We start from the raw sequence: 20,728 nt of genomic DNA, 5'->3' as shown, positions 1-20,728 counted from the left end.
TTCACAAGTGCGGTGGAGCTCCGCGCACGGTGCGTGTACGCGCGAAAGCGCGACGCTAGTGGCCAGGCAACCCGGAATCTCTTAGCGCTATTTGGCCGCCGTGGCGTGGATCTGCCGTCGTGCCGGCGAGACTACGGAAACCCGCAGTACGCCTCGGTTGAGGATGACCGGGAACAGTGGGTCAGACGTGAGTGTCGTCGCTCTGTGCCCCAGAACCGGCATTCCATGAGGGGTTGGCATTCTGATGTCGAACGAGGCGAAGCTTCGCGAGTACCTCAAGCGCGCGATCGCGGACCTCCAAGAGACTCGCCAGCAATTGGACGAGACGGAGCAGAAGCAGCGCGAACCCATCGCGATCGTGTCGATGGCCTGCCGCTTCCCCGGCGGCGTGCGGTCGCCGCAGGAGCTGTGGGAACTGCTCCACGGCGGAGTCGACGCGATGGGCGCCTTCCCCGGGAACCGCGGCTGGGACCTCGACGGGCTCCACGACCCCGATCCGGAGCGCCAGGACACCACGTACGCCCACGAGGGTGGATTCCTCTACGACGCGGGCGAGTTCGACCCCGGATTCTTCGGGATCTCGCCGCGCGAGGCGCTCGCCATGGACCCGCAGCAGCGGCTGCTGCTGGAGACCGCGTGGGAGGCCGTGGAGAGCGCCGGCATCGCCCCGCAGTCCCTCGCGGGCAGCCACACCGGCGTGTTCGTCGGCACCAACCACGCCGGCTACGACGCGGACAGCAGCCAGCGGACGGAGGAGACTGGCGGGCATCTGCTGACCGGCAACCTCATCAGCGTCGCCTCCGGCCGGATCTCCTACGTCCTCGGTCTCGAAGGCCCCGCCCTGACCGTGGACACCGCGTGCTCCTCGTCGCTGGTGGCGCTGCACCTGGCGGCGCAGTCGCTGCGGCGGGACGAGTGCAACCTGGCCCTGGTCGGCGGCGCGACGATCATGTCGACCCCGCAGATGTTCGTGGACCTGGCCCGTCAGCGCGGCCTGGCCGCCAACAGCCGCTGCAAGCCGTTCGCCGCGGCCGCCGACGGCACGGCCTGGGGCGAGGGCGTCGGCCTGCTGGTCGCCGAGCGGCTCTCCGACGCGGTGCGCAACGGCCACCCCGTGCTCGCGGTGCTGAGGGGCTCGGCCGTCAACCAGGACGGTGCCTCCAACGGACTCACCGCCCCCAACGGCCCGTCCCAGCAGCGCGTCATCCGCCAGGCACTGGCCGACTCCGGGCTCGGCTCCGCCGACGTCGACGCCGTGGAGGCCCACGGGACCGGCACCCGGCTCGGCGACCCCATCGAGGCGCAGGCCCTGCTCGCCACCTACGGACAGCAACGCCCGGCGGACCGGCCCGTGTTGATCGGCTCCATGAAGTCCAACATCGGGCACACCCAGTCGGCCGCGGGCATCGCCGGCGTCATCAAGATGGTCCTGGCGATGCAGCACGGCGTGCTGCCGCAGACCCTGCACATGGACGCGCCCACCCCGCACGCGGACTGGAGCGAGGGCAACGCCAAGCTCCTCGCCGAGCCCGAGCCCTGGCCGACGCTGGACCGCCCGCGTCGCGCCGCCGTCTCCTCCTTCGGCATCAGCGGCACCAACGCCCACGTCGTGCTGGAACAGGCGCCCGAGCCCGAGCCCGAGGCCGCTTCCGAGCCGGCTCCCGCGCCGGCCGCCCGGCCTGGCGTGCTGCCCTGGATCCTGTCCGCGCGGACCGGCGAGGCCCTGCGGGCCCAGGCGGCGCAACTCGGCCGCCACGTCCGCGCCCGTGCCGCCCTGGAACCGGCCGACGTCGCCCACTCCCTGGTCACCACCCGGTCCCTCATGGAGCACCGCGCCGCCGTCGTCGCGGGCGACCGGGACGCCTTCCTCCGCGGCCTGGACGCCCTCGCCGAGGGCCGCACCGCGGCGGGGCTGGTGACCGGTGTCGCGGCCCAGGCGCCGGCCGCGTTCCTGTTCACCGGCCAGGGCCCCCAGCGGGCGGGCATGGGACGCGAACTGCACGCCGCATACCCGGTGTTCGCCGCGGCCTTCGACGCGGTCTGCGCCGCGTGCGACCCGTACCTCGAACGGCCGCTGCGCGACATCGTCTTCGCCGAGAAGGGCACGGAGGAGGCCGCCCTGCTCGACCGCACCGACTACACCCAGCCCGCGCTCTTCGCCTTCGCCACCGCGCTGTTCCGGCTCGTCGAATCCTGGGGCGTCACCCCGCAGTTCGTCGCCGGCCACTCCGTCGGCGAGCTCACCGCCGCCCACGTCTCCGGCATCCTCTCCCTCCAGGACGCCGCGAAGCTCGTCGCGGCCCGTGGCGCCCTCATGGCGACGCTGCCCCCGGGCGGCGCCATGGTGGCCGTGCAGGCGACCGAGGAGGAGATCTGGGCCTCCCTCGCCGGCAAGGAGGACCGCGCCACCATCGCCGCGGTCAACGGACCGCAGGCCCAGGTCATCGCCGGCGACGAGGACGTCGTCGCCGACGTCGCCGCCCACTGGGAGGGCCAGGGGCGCCGGGTCAAGCGGATCAAGGTGAGCGTCGCCGGCCACTGCCCGCGCATGGACAGCATCCTGGAGGACTTCCGGAGCGTCGCCGCGACCCTGGAGTACCACGCCCCGCGCATCCCCGTCGTCTCCACGGTCACCGGGGAGCTCGCCGTCGACGACGACCTGCGCACCCCCGACTACTGGGTCCGGGAGATCAGGGAGGGCGTCCGCTTCTGCAACACCGTGCGCACCCTGGAGGCCGAGGGCGTCACCTCGTTCGTCGAACTCGCCCCCACCAGCGTGCTCACCACGATGGTCCAGGACTCCCTGACCACCCTCGAACGGCCGCTCCTGCTGTCCCTCCTGCGCAGCGGCCACCCCGAGGCCCAGTCCCTCTCCGAGGGCGTCGCCGCCCTGTCCGCGCACGGCGTCCCCGTCGACTGGACCGCCCTGCTCGGCCCGCTCGACGCCCACCGCGTCGAGCTGCCGACCTACGCCTTCCAGCGCCGCTGGTTCTGGCTGGACGCCGCCGACGAGGCCACCGGCGGCCCCGATGCCGCCGCCGACGCCACCGAGGCCGGCGAGGCCGGATTCTGGGAAGCCGTCGAACGCGAGGACCTGGAAGGACTCTCGGCCGTCCTGGCCATCGACGGCAGCACGGTCGACTCGCTCGGCAGCCTCCTGCCCACGCTCTCGGCATGGCGCAGGCAGCGCAGGACCCAAGCGGTGGCGGACGGCTGGAGCTACCGGGCGGGCTGGACCCCGGTCACCGCCCGCACCGGCTTCACCGCCACCGGGAACTGGCTCGTCGCGCTGCCCGACAGCGTCACCGACGACCCGTGGACCGCCCGGCTCCTCGACGCGCTGCGCGCTCAGGGCCTGCACACCGAGGTGCTGGTGCTCTCCGGCACCGAGGACCCGTCCGAGCCCCTCGCCTGGCCCGACGGCCCGATCGACGGCGTGCTGTCGCTGCTGGCCCTGGACGAGCGCCCGCACCCCGACCTGACCTCCGTACCGCGCGGCCTGGCCGCCACCACCGCCCTGCTGCGCGCCGTGGAGGGCTCCGGCAAGCCGGTCCCGCTGTGGTGCGCGACCCGCGGCGCCGTCGCCGTCGACGACCGGGACGCGCTCACCAACCCGCTCCAGGCGCAGCACTGGGGCTTCGGCCGGGTGGCCGCGCTGGAGTACCCGCGGATCTGGGGCGGACTCGTCGACCTCCCCGAAACCCCGGACGCCCGGGCCGTCTCCGGCCTCCTCGACGTGCTCGCCGGGGCGGAGGACCAGGTCGCGATCCGCGCCGCCGGGACCTTCGCCCGCCGCCTGGCCCGGATCGCCCCCGGCGGCGACACCGGCGCCGGGTGGACCGCTCACGGCACGGTGCTGATCACCGGTGGCACCGGTGCGCTCGGCGCCGAACTGGCGCGCTGGTTCGCCGACGCCGGGGCGGAGCACCTGGTGCTCACCAGCCGGCGCGGCCTGGAGGCTCCCGGCGCACCGGAACTCGCGGCCGAACTCACCGACCGGGGAACCCCGGTCACCATCGTCGCCTGCGACGCCGCCGACCGCGACGCCCTGGCCGCCGTCCTCGCGGACATCCCCGCCGAGACGCCCCTCACCGGCGTCGTGCACGCCGCCGGCGTCATGGACGCCGGCATGCTGGACGCGCTGACCCTCGAACGCTTCGAGGCCGTGCTGCGCCCCAAGGCCACCGCCGCCCTGAACCTCCACGAACTCACCCGGGACCTCGACCTGGAACTGTTCGTGCTGTTCTCCTCGATCGCCGGATCGCTGGGCAACGCCGGGCAGGCCAACTACAGTGCCGCCAACACCTTCCTCGACGCGCTCGCCGAGCACCGGCGCGCACAGGGACTGCCGGCCACCGCGACGGCCTGGGGCGCCTGGGCGGACCGCGGCATGGCGACGCAGAGCAACGTCGCCGACCGGGTGAGCCGCGACGGACTGATCCCCATGGCCCCGGCCTCCGCGCTCGCCGCCCTCCGCCAGGCACTGGCCCAGGGGCTGACGAACGTGACCGTGGCCGACGTGGACTGGACGGCGTACGCCCCCGCCCTGACCGCGGTCCGCCCCAGTCCGCTCCTCGCCGACCTGCCCGAGGCGCGCCGCGTCCTGGCCGCCGCGCCCGAGTCCGCGCGCGCGGACTCCTCCGCGCTCGGCGGCCGGCTCGGCGCGCTCTCCGCCGACGAGCGGGAACGGGTGGTGTTGCAGACGGTCCAGGAGGAGGCCGCGAAGACCCTCGGACTGGACTCGGCGGACGGCATCGAGGCGCGGCGGGCCTTCCGCGACGTGGGCTTCGACTCGCTGATGTCGGTCGAACTGCGCAACCGCCTGGCCACGGTGACCGGCCTCGCCCTGCCCACCACCTTGCTGTTCGACCACCCCACGCCCAGCGCGGTCACCGCGTACCTGCTCGCCGAGATCCTGGGCACGGAACAGACCACGGCCGTCGTGGAACGGACCGTCGCCGCCCTCGACGAGCCGGTGGCGATCGTCAGCATGGCCGGCCGGTTCCCCGGCGGCGTGAAGTCGCCCGAAGACCTCTGGGAGCTGCTGGCCGAGGGCCGGGACGCCATCTCCGTCCTCCCCGACAACCGGGGCTGGAACCTCGACCGGCTCTACCACCCCGACCCCGAGCACCCCGGTACGAGCTACGCCCGCGGGGGCGGCTTCCTCTACGAGGCGGCCGACTTCGACGCCGAGTTCTTCGGCATCTCGCCGCGCGAGGCCCTCGCCATGGACCCGCAGCAGCGGCTGCTGCTGGAGGCGTCCTGGGAGGTCCTCGAACGGGCCGGCCTCGACCCGGAGACCCTGCGGGGCAGCAGCACCGGCGTCTTCGTGGGCACCAACACCCAGGACTACCGCTCGGTGCTGAACTCCGGCCGGGAGGACGTCACCGGCCACTCGCTCACCGGCAACTCGATGAGCGTGGTCTCCGGCCGGGTGTCGTACACCTACGGATTCGAAGGCCCGGCGGTCACCGTCGACACGGCGTGCTCGTCGTCGCTGGTGGCCCTGCACATGGCGGTGCAGTCGCTGCGGTCGGGCGAGTGCTCGCTGGCGCTCGCCGGCGGCGTGACGGTCATGGCGACGCCGGAGACGTTCGTGGAGTTCTCACGGCAGCGCGGCCTGTCCGAGGACGGCCGCTGCAAGCCGTTCGCGGCGGCGGCCGACGGCACCGGATGGGCCGAGGGCGTCGGACTGCTGCTCGTGGAGCGGCTCTCGGACGCCCGGCGCAACGGGCACCAGGTGCTCGCCGTCGTCCGCGGCTCGGCGGTCAACCAGGACGGCGCGTCCAACGGACTGAGCGCGCCCAACGGCCCGTCCCAGCAGCGCGTCATCCGCCAGGCACTCGCCAACGCGGGCGTGACAGCGTCGGACGTCGACGCCGTCGAGGCGCACGGCACGGGCACGCGGCTCGGCGACCCCATCGAGGCCCAGGCACTGCTCGCCACGTACGGGCAGGACCGGCCGCAGGACCGTCCGCTGCTGCTGGGGACCCTGAAGTCCAACATCGGACACACCCAGGCCGCCGCGGGCGTGGCCGGCGTCATGAAGATGGTCCTGGCCCTGCGCCACGGCGTGCTGCCCCGCACCCTGAACGTCGACGCGCCCACCCCGCACGTCGATTGGACCGCGGGCGCCGTCGAGCTGCTCACCGAGCCGCTGCCGTGGCCCGAGACGGACCGCCCGTGGCGCGCCGGCGTCTCCGCGTTCGGCGTCAGCGGCACCAACGCGCACGTGATCCTGGAGCAGGCCGAACCGACCGAGGACGAGGCGCCGTCGGTCGCCCCCGCGACGCCGGTCCCCCTGCTGCTGTCCGGCAAGTCCGACCGTGCGGTACGGGACCAGGCGGCCCGGTTGCTGGCCCACCTCGACCGCGCGCCCGAAGCGCGGCTCGCGGACCTCGCGTTCACGCTGGCCGGCCGGACGGCCTTCGGCCACCGCGCCGCCGTCGCGGCCGACAGCCACGAGACCGCGGTGCGCGCCCTGGCCGCCCTCGCCGAGGGCGACGCCGACGGCGCACTGACCACGGGCACCGCGCACGACGGCAAGGACGCCGTCCTCTTCTCCGGCCAGGGAGCGCAACGCCTCGGCATGGGAAGGGAGTTGTACGACACCCACCCGGTGTTCGCGGAGGCGTTCGACGCGGTGTGCGCCGGCCTCGACGCGCACCTGGACCGCCCGCTGCGCGACGTGGTGTGGGGCGAGGACCCGGAACCGCTGAACCAGACCGGCCACGCCCAGGCCGCACTGTTCGCCGTCGAGGTCGCGCTGTTCCGCCTGGTGGAGTCCTGGGGAGTGCGGCCGGAGTACGTCGCCGGACACTCGGTCGGGGAGATCGCCGCGGCCCACGTGGCCGGCGTGTTCTCACTGGCCGACGCCTGCGCCCTGGTGGCGGCCCGCGGACGGCTGATGCAGGCGCTGCCGGCCGGCGGCACCATGGCGGCGATCCGGGCCACCGAGGACGAGGTCCGCCCGCGGCTCACCGACGACGTCGCGATCGCGGCCGTCAACGGCCCGTCGTCCGTGGTCGTCTCCGGGGCCGAGGACGCCGTCGAGGCGGTCCGCGCGCACTTCGCCGGCGAGGGCCGCAAGACCAGCCTGCTGCGGGTCTCGCACGCGTTCCACTCGCCGCTGATGGACCCGATGCTCGCCGACTTCCGCGCCGTTGCGGAGAACCTGACGTACGACGAGCCGCACCTGACCGTCGTCTCCAACGTGACCGGCGCCCCGGCCACCCCGGACGACCTGCGCACCCCCGACTACTGGGTCACCCACGTCCGCGAGGCCGTACGGTTCGCGGACGGCATCCGCGCCCTCCACGAGGCGGGCGTGACGCGCTTCTTGGAGCTGGGCCCCGACGGCACCCTCGCGGCCATGGCCCGCGAGTCGCTGCCGGACGAGACCACGGTCGTCCCCGCGCTGCGCAAGGACCGCCCCGAGGAGCCGACGCTGCTCGCGGCCCTGTCCCAGCTCCACGCGCAGGGCACCGCGGTCGACTGGGCCGCGCTCTTCGCCGGCACCGACGCGCACGCCGTCGACCTGCCGACGTACGCCTTCCAGCACCGGCGCTACTGGCCCGTCCCCGACCGCACCGCCACCGGCGACCTCGGCGCGGCCGGCCTCGACGCGGCCGGGCACCCGCTGCTGAGCGCCGCCGTGGAACTGTCCGACGGCGCCGGCCTGCTGTTCACCTCACGCCTGTCGCTCCAGTCGCACCCATGGCTGGCCGACCACGCGGTGAACGGCTCGGTGCTGCTGCCGGGAACGGCCTTCGTCGAACTCGCCGTCCGGGCCGCCGACGAGGCGGGCTGCGACCGGATCGAGGAACTCACCCTGGCCGCCCCGCTGGTGCTGCCCGAGCACGGCGGCGTGCAGCTGCAACTGCACGTCGGCCCCGCCGACGAGGCCGGCGGCCGGCCGGTCACCATCCGTTCCCGTCCGGAAGGCGACGGCGACCGGCCGTGGACCCAGCACGCGAGCGGCGTGCTGACGCCCGGCGAGCGGGCGGCCCACGCCGGCTACGACTTCCAGGCCGAGTCCTGGCCGCCGGCCGGCGCCGAACCCGTCGACCTGACCGGCCTCTACCCGCAACTGGCCGCCAGCGGATACGACTACGGACCGCACTTCCAGGGCCTGCGCGCCGCATGGCGCCGCGGCGACGAGGTGTTCGCCGACGTCGCCCTGCCCGACGTCGCCGAGGGCGACGCGTCCGCGTACGGTCTGCACCCGGCGCTCCTGGACGCGACCCTGCACGCCTGGGCCCTCGACGGCCTGGACCGGGGCGTGCTGCCCTTCTCGTGGGAGGGCGTCTCGCTCCACGCCTCCGGCGCCGCGGCCGTGCGCGCCCGGATCGTCCAGCATGGCGGCGACACGCTGTCCGTCGAGGTCGCCGACACCTCCGGCGAGCCGGTCGCCTCCATCGGCACCCTCGACCTGCGGGCGCCCGCAACCGAGCAGTTGGCGGGCGCCGCGGACCGGATCGGGCGTGACGCGCTGTTCCGCCTCCAGTGGAACCCGGTCCGGCTTCCCCCGGCCGGGGCCGCGGAGTCCGTGGCCCTGCTCGGCTCCCTGCCCGGCGCACCGTTCGACAGCTACCCGGACCTGGCGGCGCTGGCCGAGGCCGGTCAGGTGCCGGGCGCGGTGGTGGTGCCGGTGACGGCCGCCCCCGACGACGTGGTGGAGGCGGCGCACGCCACCGCCACCCACACGCTGGCGCTGGTCCAGTCCTGGCTGGCGGACGAGCGGTTCGCCACTTCGCGGCTGGTGTTCGCCACGCGCGGCGCGGTGGACGGCACGGACCTCACCGGGGCCACCGTGTGGGGCCTGGTGCGGTCGGCGCAGTCGGAGCACCCGGGCCGGTTCGGCCTGGTGGACCTCGGTCCCGACGCGGACCCCGCGGTGCTGCCGCGGGCCCTGGCCGCGGACGAGCCGCAGCTCCTGCTGCGCGACGGCGCGGTGCTGGCGGCGCGGCTGGAACGGGCGCCGGTGACGCGGGCCCGGGTCGGCGCCCCCTGGGACGCCGCCGGCACGGTGTTGATCACTGGTGGTACCGGTGGTCTGGGGCGTGTGGTGGCGCGGCACTTGGTTGCTGAGCATGGTGTGCGGAGTCTGTTGTTGGTGAGTCGGCGGGGTCCGGATGCCGAGGGTGTTGAGGAGTTGGTGGCGGAGCTGGGTCGGTGTGGTGCCGAGGTTTCGGTCGTGGCGTGTGATGTGACGGATCGGGGTGCTGTCGGGGAGTTGGTTTCCGGGCATCGGATCGGTGCGGTGGTGCACACGGCGGGTGTTCTCGACGACGGTGTGGTGGGGTCGTTGACGGCCGAGCGGTTGGCGGCGGTCCTGCGGCCCAAGGTGGATGCCGCCTGGCATCTGCACGAGGCCACCAAGGACTTGGACCTCGCCGCGTTCGTCCTCTTCTCGTCCGTCTCCGGCCTCTGGGGCGGCGCCGGACAGGCCAACTACGCGGCGGGCAACACCTTCTTGGACGCCCTGGCGCACCACCGCCGCGCGGCCGGACTGCCCGCCACGTCCCTGGCGTGGGGCCCGTGGTCGCAGGACGGCGGCATGACCGGCACGCTGACGGACGCCGACCTCCAGCGGATCGCCCGTGCGGGCATGCCCGCACTCAGCCCCGCGGAGGGCGCCGCGCTCTTCGACGCCGCGCTGGCCGCCGACGACGCGCTCGTCCTGACCGTCCGCCTCGACCTGGCCGCACTGCGGAAGCAGGACGACGTACCGGCGGTGCTGCGCGGCCTGGTCAGGACCCGGGTCCGCCGCTCGACGGTGGCCGGCTCCGCCGCGGTCGCCGGCCTCGTGGAGCGCCTGTCCGCGCTGGGCACGGTGGAACGGCGCGAGGCCCTGCTGGACCTCGTGCGCGCCCAGGTCGCGGTCGTCCTGGGCCACGCGGGCCCGGAGACGGTCGACCCGGACCGTGCCTTCCAGGACCTCGGCTTCGACTCGCTGACCGCCGTCGAGCTGCGCAACCGGCTCAACGCGGCCACCGGCATGCGCCTTTCGTCCACCGCTGTGTTCGACTACCCCTCGGCGGGCGTGCTCGTCGACTTCCTCCTGGACGAGCTGTTCGGCGCCCACGACCAGGACGCGCCGGTGCTCGTGGGTCCGAACCCGCTGGCAGCGGCCGACGACCCGGTCGTGATCGTCGGCATGAGCTGCCGCTACCCGGGCGGCGTCGCCTCCCCGGAGGACCTGTGGCGCCTGGTGTCCGAGGGCACGGACGCGGTGTCCGACTTCCCGACGGACCGCGGCTGGGACGTGGAGTCCCTCTACAACCCCGACCCCGAGGCCATCGGCACCTCGTACAGCCACTCCGGCGGCTTCCTCCACGAGGCACCGGAGTTCGACCCCGGGTTCTTCGGGATGAGCCCCAGGGAAGCGCTGGCGACGGACTCGCAGCAGCGGTTGCTGCTGGAGACCACCTGGGAGGCCATCGAGCGGGCGGGCATCGACCCGACGTCGCTGCGCGGCAGCCGGACCGGCGTCTTCGCCGGCGTGATGTACGGCGACTACGAACAGCTCCTGGTCGCCGACCAGTTCGAGGGCTACCGCAGCAACGGCAGCGCGGCCAGCGTCGCTTCGGGCCGGGTGTCCTACACCTTCGGTTTCGAGGGTCCGGCGGTGACGGTCGACACGGCGTGCTCGTCGTCGCTGGTGGCGATGCACCTCGCGGCGCAGGCGCTGCGTTCGGGCGAGTGCTCGCTGGCCCTGGCCGGCGGCGTGACGGTGCTCTCCACCCCGACGATGTTCGTGGAGTTCTCGCGGCAGCGCGGCCTGGCGGCGGACGGACGGTGCAAGTCGTTCGGCGACGGCGCGGACGGCGTCGGTTGGGGCGAGGGCGTGGGCATGCTCGTGCTGGAGCGCCTGTCGGACGCGCGCCGCAACGGGCACCGGGTGCTGGCCGTGCTGCGGGGTTCCGCGGTGAACCAGGACGGTGCGTCGAATGGTCTGACGGCGCCGAACGGTCCGTCGCAGCAGCGGGTGATCCGGCAGGCGTTGGCCAGTGCGGGGTTGTCGGCCGCGGATGTGGATGCGGTGGAGGCGCACGGTACGGGCACGACGTTGGGTGACCCGATCGAGGCGCAGGCGCTGTTGGCGACTTACGGGCAGGACAGGTCGGTGGACCGGCCGTTGTGGTTGGGTTCGATCAAGTCGAACATCGGTCACGCCCAGGCCGCGGCGGGCGTGGCGGGCGTCATCAAGATGGTGCTGGCGATGCGGCACGGTGTGCTGCCGAGGACGCTGCACGTCGATGCCCCGTCGTCCCACGTGGACTGGAGCGCCGGTGCGGTGGAACTGCTGGCCTCCGCGGTCGAGTGGCCGCAGGGCGAGGGCCCGCGTCGCGCGGGCGTCTCCTCCTTCGGTGTCAGCGGCACGAACGCGCACGTCATCCTGGAGCAGCCCGAGCCGATCGCGGACGACGCCGCTCCGGACGTCGCCGAGGAGGAGCCCGGCGCGCTGGCGTGGGTGCTCTCCGGCAGGAGCGAGGCCGCACTGCGCGGCCAGGCGGCCCGTCTGCTGTCCCACGTCGCCGGCCGCGACGCGCGCTCCGCGCGGGACACCGGCCACTCCCTGGTGACCGCACGGGCGAGCTTCCCCCACCGCGCGGTGGTGTGGGGCCAGGACCGCGAGGCGCTGGTGCTCGCCCTGTCCGCCCTCGCGGTCGGCGAGGCCGACGCCGGCCTGGTGGAGGGCACCTCCGGCGCGGGCAGGACGGCCTTCCTGTTCTCCGGCCAGGGGTCCCAACGCCTCGGCATGGGACGGGAGTTGTACGACAGTCAGCCGGTCTTCGCGGCGGCGTTCGACGCGGTGTGCGCCGCCTTGGACGAGCACCTGGACCGTCCCCTGCGGGACGTCGTGTGGGGCGAGGACGCGGACCTGCTGAACCAGACCGCCTACGCCCAGGCCGGGTTGTTCGCACTGGAGGTGGCGCTGTACCGGTTGACGGAGGCGTGGGGCGTGCGCGCCGACTTCGTGGCCGGCCATTCGATCGGCGAGGTCGCCGCGGCGCACGTGGCGGGGGTCTTCTCCCTTCCGGACGCGTGCGCGCTGGTGGCGGCCCGGGGTCGGCTGATGCAGCAACTGCCCACGGGCGGGGCGATGGTGGCGATCAGGGCGACGGAAGAGGAGGTCCTTCCGCACCTGACCCAGGACGTCTCGATCGCGGCGGTCAACGGTCCGTCGTCGGTCGTGGTCTCCGGCGCGGAGGACGACGTCCTCGCCGTGGCCGCGCACTTCGAGGGGGAGGGCCGCAAGACGACCCGGCTGCGGGTCTCGCACGCCTTCCACTCGCCGCTCATGGAACCGATGCTCGACGAGTTCCGCGCCGTGGTGGCGCGGCTGTCCTTCGGCGCGCCGACGCTCCCCATCGTCTCGAACCTGACCGGTCGCCCGGCCGAGCCCGAACAGCTCCGCCAGGCCGACTACTGGGTCCGGCACGTGCGCGAGGCGGTGCGTTTCGCGGACGGGGTGGCGGCGCTGCACCAGGAAGGCGTGACGCGCTTTCTCGAACTCGGTCCGGACGGTGTGCTGTCGGCGTTGGCCGAGGAGTCACTGACGGACGACGTGGTGCTCGCTCCCGTCCTGCGCAAGGACCGGCCCGAGGAGACGGCGCTGCTCGGTGCCCTGGCGCACCTGCACGTCCACGGCGCCGGCGTCGACTGGGCGGCGCTGTACGCCGGTACGGGTGCGCGGTGGGTGGACCTGCCGACGTATGCGTTCCAGCACGAGCGGTTCTGGCCGTCGGGTCGGGTGGCGCGCTCCGGCGACGTGCGGTTCGCGGGCCTGGACTCCCCGGCGCACCCGCTGCTCGGCGCCGCGGTCGAACTGGCCGGTTCCGGGGGACTGTTGTTCACCGGACGGCTCTCGTCGTCCGCCCATCCGTGGCTGGCGGACCACGTGGTCCTCGGCTCGGTCGTGGTGCCCGGAACGGCGCTGGTGGAGCTGGTGCTCCGGGCGGCCGACGAGGTCGGCTGCGACCTGCTGGAGGAGCTGACGCTGGCCGCCCCGCTGGTGCTGCCCGCCTCGGGCGGCGGAGTGCAGGTGCAGGTGTGGCTGGGCGAACCGGATGAGTCGGGCCGCCGCTCGGCGTCGGTGCACGCCCGGGAGACCGAGGGTCCCTGGACCCTGCACGCCAGCGGTGCCGTGACCTCGGGGGCCCGAGCAGTCGCCTTCGACGTCGCGGCCTGGCCCCCGCCGGGCGCCCAGCCGGTGGACGCGGCGGACTGCTACGACGCGCTCGCCGACGCGGGGCTCACGTACGGCCCGGTGTTCCGGGGCCTGCGGGCCGCCTGGAAGCTCGGTGCGGACGTCTACGCCGAGGTGAGCCTCCCGGAGGGTACGGACGGCGGCACCTACGGCCTGCACCCCGCGCTCTTCGACGCCGCCCTGCACGCGGCGGCAGCCGGCGACGGGGAGGTGACCGGCGTCCCGTTCTCGTGGAGCGGAGTCGCCCTGCACGCTTCCGGGGCCTCCCACCTCCGCGTCCGGATCCGCACCACCGCGAACGGCATGTCCGTGGTGCTCGCGGACACCTCCGGTGCCCCGGTCGCCTCCGTGGACTCCCTGGTGGCGCGTCCGCTCTCGGCCGCGCAGGTACAGGCCGCCGACCGGGACAGCCTCTTCACGGTCGACTGGGTCCCCGTCCCGCTCACGGGTGAACGCATCGAACCGGGCACCGGACCGCAGGGCGAGCCGTTGCGGACCCTCGCGGACCTGACCGGCCCGACCGTGCCGGCGACGGTCCTCGTCGCACCCCCCGCCGACGCCGCGGGCGTGGTGGAGTCCGTGCACCGCACCGCCGCCTGGGCGCTGGAAACCGTGCAGGCGTGGTTGGCGGAGGAGCGGTTCGCGTCCTCGCGCCTGGTGTTCGTGACCCGGGGCGCGGTGTCCGGCGCGGACCTCGCGGCCGCCGCCGTGCACGGCCTGGTCCGCTCGGCGCAGTCGGAGAACCCGCAGCGCTTCGGCCTGGTGGACCTCGACGACGACGCCGACCGGAGCGTGCTGGCGCAGGCCCTCGCGACCGACGAAGGGGAACTGCTGGTGCGCGGCACCGAGGTGCTGGCACCGCGGCTGGCCCGTGCCCACTCGGAGCACGCGGAGCGCTGGGACACCGACGGAACGATCCTCGTCACCGGCGGTACCGGGGGCCTGGGCAGTGCTGTGGCGCGGCATCTGGTGGCCGCCCACGGAGTGCGGAGCCTGCTGCTGGTCAGCCGGCGCGGCCAGACTGCCGAGGGCGCACCCGAGCTCGTAGCCGAACTGGCGCGGGCCGGCGCGGAGGCGGTGGTCGAGGCGTGCGACGTCTCGGACGCGGCGGCGGTGGCCGACCTGATCAGCCGGCATGAGCCGACGGCCGTGGTGCACACGGCCGGCGTCCTCGACGACGGCGTGGTGGAGTCGTTGACTCCGGAGCGCCTGGCGGGGGTGTTGCGGCCGAAGGTCGATGCGGCCTGGCACCTGCACGAGGCGACCAAGGACCGCGACCTGCACGCCTTCGTGGTGTTCTCGTCCGTGGCCGGCACGGTCGGCAGCCCCGGCCAGGGCAACTACGCGGCGGCGAACGCCTTCTTGGACGCGTTGGCGCGCCACCGTCGCGCACAGGGACTGCCCGCCGCGTCGCTGGCGTGGGGGGCGTGGACCCAGGACAGCGGGATGACCGGCGCCCTCACCGACGTCGACCTCCGGCGCCTGGCCCGTCAGGGCATGCCGCCGCTGTCGACCGAGGAGGGCCTGGCCCTCTTCGACGCCGCGCTCGGCACCGGTGAGCCGGCGCCACTGCCCGTCCGCCTGGACCTCGCGGCGCTCCGCGCACAGGGTGAGCCGCTGCCGTTGCTGCGCGGCCTGATCCGCACGCGGACCCGCCGGTCCGGCGCCGTCGCGGCAGCCGGCCTCGCACCGCGGCTGACCGGGCTGTCCACGGCGGAGCGGCGCGCGGCGCTGCTCGACGTCGTACGAGCCCAGATCGCGGCGGTCCTGGGGCACGCGGGCCCGGAGACGGTCGCCCCGGACCGGGCCTTCCAGGACCTCGGTTTCGACTCGCTGACCGCCATCGAACTGCGCAACGTACTGGCCAGGGCCACCGGTCTGCGGCTCCCGGCGACAGCCGTGTTCGACTACCCGACGGCCGACGCCCTGGCGGACCACCTCCTGGGCGAGCTGTTCGGCGCGGACACCGCGGCGCCGCTCGCGGTGTCCGCCCTCCCGTCCCTGACGGACGACCCCGTGGTGATCGTCGGCATGAGCTGCCGGTTCCCGGGCGGCGTCACCTCGCCGGAGGACCTGTGGTGCCTGGTGTCCGAGGGCGTGGACGCGGTGTCCGACTTCCCCACCGACCGCGGCTGGGAGATCGAGGACACCCACGACCCCGACGCCGAGGGCGCCATCGACACCCGCTCCGGTGGGTTCCTCAAGGACGCGGCGCAGTTCGACCCGGAGTTCTTCGGGATGAGCCCCCGCGAGGCCCTGACCACCGACGCCCAGCAGCGGCTGCTGCTGGAGACGACCTGGGAGGCGCTGGAGCGGGCCGGCATGGACCCGGCGACCCTGCGGGGCAGCCGGACCGGTGTCTTCGCCGGCGTGATGTACCACGACTACTCCACGCTGCTGTCCGGGCGCGAGTTCGAGGGCTACCAGGGCAGCGGCAGCGCGGGCAGTGTCGCCTCGGGCCGAGTGTCCTACACCTTCGGTTTCGAGGGCCCCGCCATCACGGTGGACACGGCGTGCTCGTCGTCGCTGGTGGCGCTGCACCTGGCGGCCCAGTCGCTGCGGCAGGGCGAATGCTCGCTGGCGCTCGCGGGCGGCGTGACGGTGATGTCGACGCCGTCGACGTTCGTGGAGTTCTCCCGCCAGGGCGGTCTCGCCGAGGACGGGCGCTGCAAGGCGTTCTCCGACGGCGCGGACGGCGTCGGTTGGGGCGAGGGCGTCGGCATCCTGGTGCTGGAGCGCCTGTCCGACGCGCGCCGCAACGGACACCGCATCCTGGCGACCGTGCGGGGTTCCGCGGTGAACCAGGACGGTGCGTCGAATGGTCTGACGGCGCCGAACGGTCCGTCGCAGCAGCGGGTGATCCGGCAGGCGTTGGCCAGTGCGGGGTTGTCGGCCGCGGACGTGGATGCGGTGGAGGCGCATGGTACGGGCACGACGTTGGGTGACCCGATCGAGGCGCAGGCGCTGTTGGCCACCTATGGGCAGGACAGGTCGGTGGACCGGCCGTTGTGGTTGGGTTCGATCAAGTCGAACATCGGTCACGCCCAGGCCGCGGCCGGCGTCGCGGGCGTCATCAAGATGGTGCAGGCGATGCGGCACGGCGTACTGCCGCGGACGCTGCACGCCGATGCCCCGTCGTCCCACGTGGACTGGGACTCCGGTGCTGTGGCCCTGCTGACCGCCGCGACCGAGTGGCCGCAGGGCGACGGCCCGCGCCGCGTCGGCGTCTCGTCCTTCGGGATCAGCGGCACGAACGCGCACGTCATCCTGGAGCAGCCCGAGCCGGTCACGGACGAGGCCGCACCGGACGGCACCGAGGACGGGGCGGCCGATGCCGCCGCGTCGGTGCCGGTGCTGCTGTCGGGCCGGAGCGAGCCGGCGCTGCGGGCCCAGGCGGCCCGACTGCTGGCCCGTCTGGCCGACGCCGACCCCAGGACCCGGGTCACCGACGTCGCCCACGCGCTGGCGACCGGCCGTGCGGCGTTCTCCCACCGTGCGGTGATCCTGGCCGCGGACCGGGAGGACCTGCTGCGCTCGCTGTCGGCCCTGGCCGACGGCCGCACGGAGCCGGCCGTCGTGGCGCACGACCGCGCCCGGTCGGGCAGGCTCGCCTTCCTCTTCTCCGGCCAGGGCTCGCAACGCCTCGGCATGGGACGGGAGTTGCACCGCACCCAGCCGGTGTTCGCGGCGGCGTTCGACGCGGTGTGCACCGCCCTGGACGCGCACCTGGACCGCCCGCTGCGCGAGGTCGTCTGGGGCGAGGACGCGGAGCTGCTGAACCAGACGGGGTACGCCCAGGCGGCACTGTTCGCGATCGAGGTGGCGCTGTACCGGCTGGTGGAGTCGTGGGGCGTCCGCCCGGACCACCTCCTGGGGCACTCCGTCGGGGAGATCGCCGCCGCGCACGTCGCCGGCGTCTTCTCCCTCTCCGACGCCTGCGCGCTGGTGGCGGCCCGCGGTCGGCTCATGCAGCAACTGCCGTCCGGCGGAGCCATGGTGGCGATCCAGGCGACGGAGGAAGAGGCGCTGTCGCACGTGTCGGAGACGGTGTCGATCGCGGCGGTCAACGGTCCGTCGTCGGTCGTGGTCTCCGGTGCGGAGGACGAGGTGCTGGCCGTGTCCGCGCACTTCGAGGGGAAGGGCCGCAAGACCAGCAGGCTGCGGGTCTCGCACGCCTTCCACTCGCCGCTGATGGAACCGATGCTCGACGAGTTCCGCACCGTCGCCGGCGGCATGACGTACGACGCGCCGCGCCTGCCCGTCATCTCCAACGTGACCGGCGAGCCCGCCACCGCGGAAGAGCTGTGCTCCGCGGAGTACTGGGTCAACCACGTCCGCGCGGCCGTACGGTTCGCCGACGGGGTCGCCGCGCTGGCGGCCCAGGGCGTGACGCGCTTCCTGGAGCTGGGCCCCGACGGTGCCCTCTCCGCGCTCGCAGCGGAGTCCGCCGCGGACGGATCGGCTCTCGTTCCCGCGCTGCGCAAGGACCGGCTCGAGGCGACGGCACCGCTCACGGCGGTTGCGCGGCTGCACGCCCACGGCGTGCCGGTCGACTGGTCCGCCGTCCTCGCCGGTTCGGGTGCGCGGTGGGTGGACCTGCCGACGTACGCGTTCCAGCACGAGCGGTTCTGGCCGGCGGGAGGGGCGGCTCGGGCGGGTGACGTGCGGTCCGCGGGACTGGGCTCGACCGGGCATCCGCTCCTGGGTGCCGCGGTCGAACTCGCCAACTCCGGCGGCCGGTTGTTCACCGGACGACTGTCGACGTCCGCGCAACCGTGGCTGGCCGACCACGTGGTGCTGGGATCGGTACTGGTGCCGGGAACGGCGCTGGTGGAGCTGGTGCTGCGGGCGGCCGACGAGGTCGGCTGCGCTGCGCTGGAGGAACTGACGCTGGCCGCGCCGCTGGTGCTGCCCGCGTCGGGGTCCGCGGTGCAGGTGCAGGTGTGGATGGGCGAGCCCGAGGACGAGGGACGCCGACCGGTGTCCGTCCACGCCCGCGAGGGCGAGGGCCCCTGGACGCTGCACGCCAGCGGTGCGGTGGCCCCGGCCACCGATGCGGTGGTGGCGTTCGAGGCGGCGGCCTGGCCCCCGCAGGGCGCCGAGCCGCTCGACGTGGCGGACTGCTACGAGGACTTCGCGGACGCCGGGTTCGCGTACGGCCCGGTGTTCCGGGGCCTGCGGGCGGCCTGGAAGCTCGACGCGGACGTCTACGCCGAGGTCCAGCTCCCCGAAGGGACCGACGGCGCCGCCTACGCGCTGCACCCCGCGCTCTTCGACGCCGCCCTGCACGCGGGGCTCCTGGGCGGCGGGGGAGCGGCCGAGGCCGGTGTCCCCTTCTCCTGGAGCGGTGTCTCCCTGCACGCGTCCGGCGCCTCCCGGGTGCGGGTCCGGCTCCGCTCCACCGGCGACGGCACGCAGATCGCCCTCGCCGACCCGACCGGCGCGCCGGTGGCCTCGGTCCGGTCCCTGATCGCGCGCCCGATCAGCACCGGGCAGTTGCAGACCGGCGACCGTGACGCGCTCTTCCAGGTCGACTGGACCGGCATCCACCTCGCGGACGAGCCGGCCGACTCGCTGGCCGTGCTCGGCAAGGACGCCCACGGCATCCTCGACGAACTGGCGCTCCAGCCCCATGCGGACCTCGACGACCTGGCGGAGGCCGGTGTCCCCGACATCGTGTTCGCCCCGTCGGCGGTCGCGCCCGCCGGGATGGTGGAGTCCGTCCACGCCGCGGCCGCCTGGGCTCTGGCGAGGGTGCAGTCGTGGTTGGCCGACGAGCGGTTCGCCGACGCACGGCTGGTGTTCGTCACCCGTGGCGCGGTGTCCGGAGCGGACCTCGCGGGTGCGGCGGTGTGGGGCCTGGTGCGCTCGGCGCAGGCGGAGAACCCGGGCCGCTTCGGCCTGGTGGACGTGGCGGAGGAGGCCGAAGTGGCGTTCCTGCCGCGGGCGTTGGCCTCGGACGAACCGCAGTTGCTGGTGCGCGCCGACCAGGTCCTCGCCCCGCGGGTGGCCCGGACCGAACGCCCGGACGCTCCGGAACCCGCCACCGCCTGGAACTCCGGCACGGTGTTGATCACTGGTGGTACCGGTGGTCTGGGGCGTGTGGTGGCGCGGCACTTGGTTGCTGAGCATGGTGTGCGGAGTCTGTTGTTGGTGAGTCGGCGGGGTCCGGATGCCGAGGGTGTTGAGGAGTTGGTGGCGGAGCTGGGTCGGTGTGGTGCCGAGGTTTCGGTCGTGGCGTGTGATGTGACGGATCGGGGTGCTGTCGGGGAGTTGGTTTCCGGGCATCGGATCGGTGCGGTGGTGCACACGGCGGGTGTTCTCGACGACGGTGTGGTGGGGTCGTTGACGGCCGAGCGGTTGGCGGCGGTCCTGCGGCCCAAGGTGGATGCCGCCTGGCATCTGCACGAGGCCACCAAGGACCTGGCACTGGACGCGTTCGTCGTCTTCTCGTCGGTCGCCGGCACGTTCGGCAGTGCGGGTCAGGCGAACTACGCGGCGGGCAACGCCTTCTTGGACGCCCTGGCACAGCACCGCAGGGAACGAGGGCTGCCGGCCACCTCGCTCGGGTGGGGCCCGTGGTCGCAGGACAGCGGCATGACGGGCACGCTGTCCGAGGCCGACGTGCAGCGCATGGCCCGTTCGGGCATGCCGCCGCTGTCCGTCGAGGAGGGCCTGGCCCTCTTCGACGCCGCGCTGGCCGCCGACCGGCCCGCCGCGCTTCCGGTCCGTCTGGACCTGGCGGCACTGCGTCGGCAGGGCGAGGTTCCGTCCCTGCTCCGCGGGTTGATCCGGGTCCCGGGGCGCCGGGCGGCGGCCACCGCGGACGGTGACGCGGCGGCGGCCTTCGCCCGGCGCCTGACCGGCCGGTCGACGGCGGAGGGCCGCGAGGTCGTCCTGGACGCCGTGCGCGGCCAGGTGGCGGTGGTCCTCGGACACACCGGAGCCGCGGAGATCGACGAGGACCGTGCCTTCCTGGACCTCGGCTTCGACTCCCTCACCGCGGTCGAACTCCGCAACCGGCTGGGTGCCCTCACCGGGATCCGCCTGCCGGCGACCCTGCTCTTCGACTACCCGACGCCGGCGGAGCTGGTCGACCACCTCCACGCCCGGATCGCCCCCGAGGCGGCCTCCGGCCCGGAGGCACTCCTGGGCGAGCTCGAACGGCTGGAGAGGGCCTTCGGCGGGCTCGCCGTCACGGAGGAGGTCCACGAGCAGGTGGCCGGTCGCCTGGAGGTCCTCCGGGCGAAGTGGGACGCCCTGCGGGACGCCTCCACGGCAACCGGGCAGCAGGCCCCCCGATCCGATGCGGACTTCGACTTCGAATCCGCCTCCGACGAAGAGGTCTTCGACCTCCTCGACAACGAGATCGGCCTGTCCTAGAAATCGTCGGGGCGGCGGGCGGTGGCGGGACCACCGCCCGCCGCCCCGGCATCCAGGTCCGCGGGCGGACCTGGGCCCCGCGTCACCACGTTCCCTCGGGGACGGGCGAAGCCGGAAGGAGCGAAGCGG

At 74.3% G+C, this 20,728-nt stretch carries 1 protein-coding gene; it reads left to right on the top strand.

From position 1 onward, the window contains the following. Positions 1-244 precede the first annotated feature (244 nt). The gene (locus CG747_RS17120; protein ID WP_257980477.1) at positions 245-20,599 is read left to right on the top strand and encodes a type I polyketide synthase; all 20,355 of its coding nucleotides are present in this window, start codon (positions 245-247) and stop codon (positions 20,597-20,599) included. The last annotated feature ends 129 nt before the right edge of the window (positions 20,600-20,728 follow it).

The sequence above is a fragment of the Streptomyces sp. CB02959 genome (assembly GCF_002803155.1).
In the GTDB taxonomy this organism is placed as follows: Bacteria; Actinomycetota; Actinomycetes; order Streptomycetales; family Streptomycetaceae; genus Streptomyces.
Note: the sequence above shows the minus strand (reverse complement) of the source record. Positions and strands in the feature narration are given on the sequence as shown.

Coding starts and splice junctions, on each gene's coding strand:
- CG747_RS17120 (WP_257980477.1), top strand. CDS start 245: ATGTCGAACGAGGCGAAGCTTCGCGAGTACCTCAAGCGCGCGATCGCG.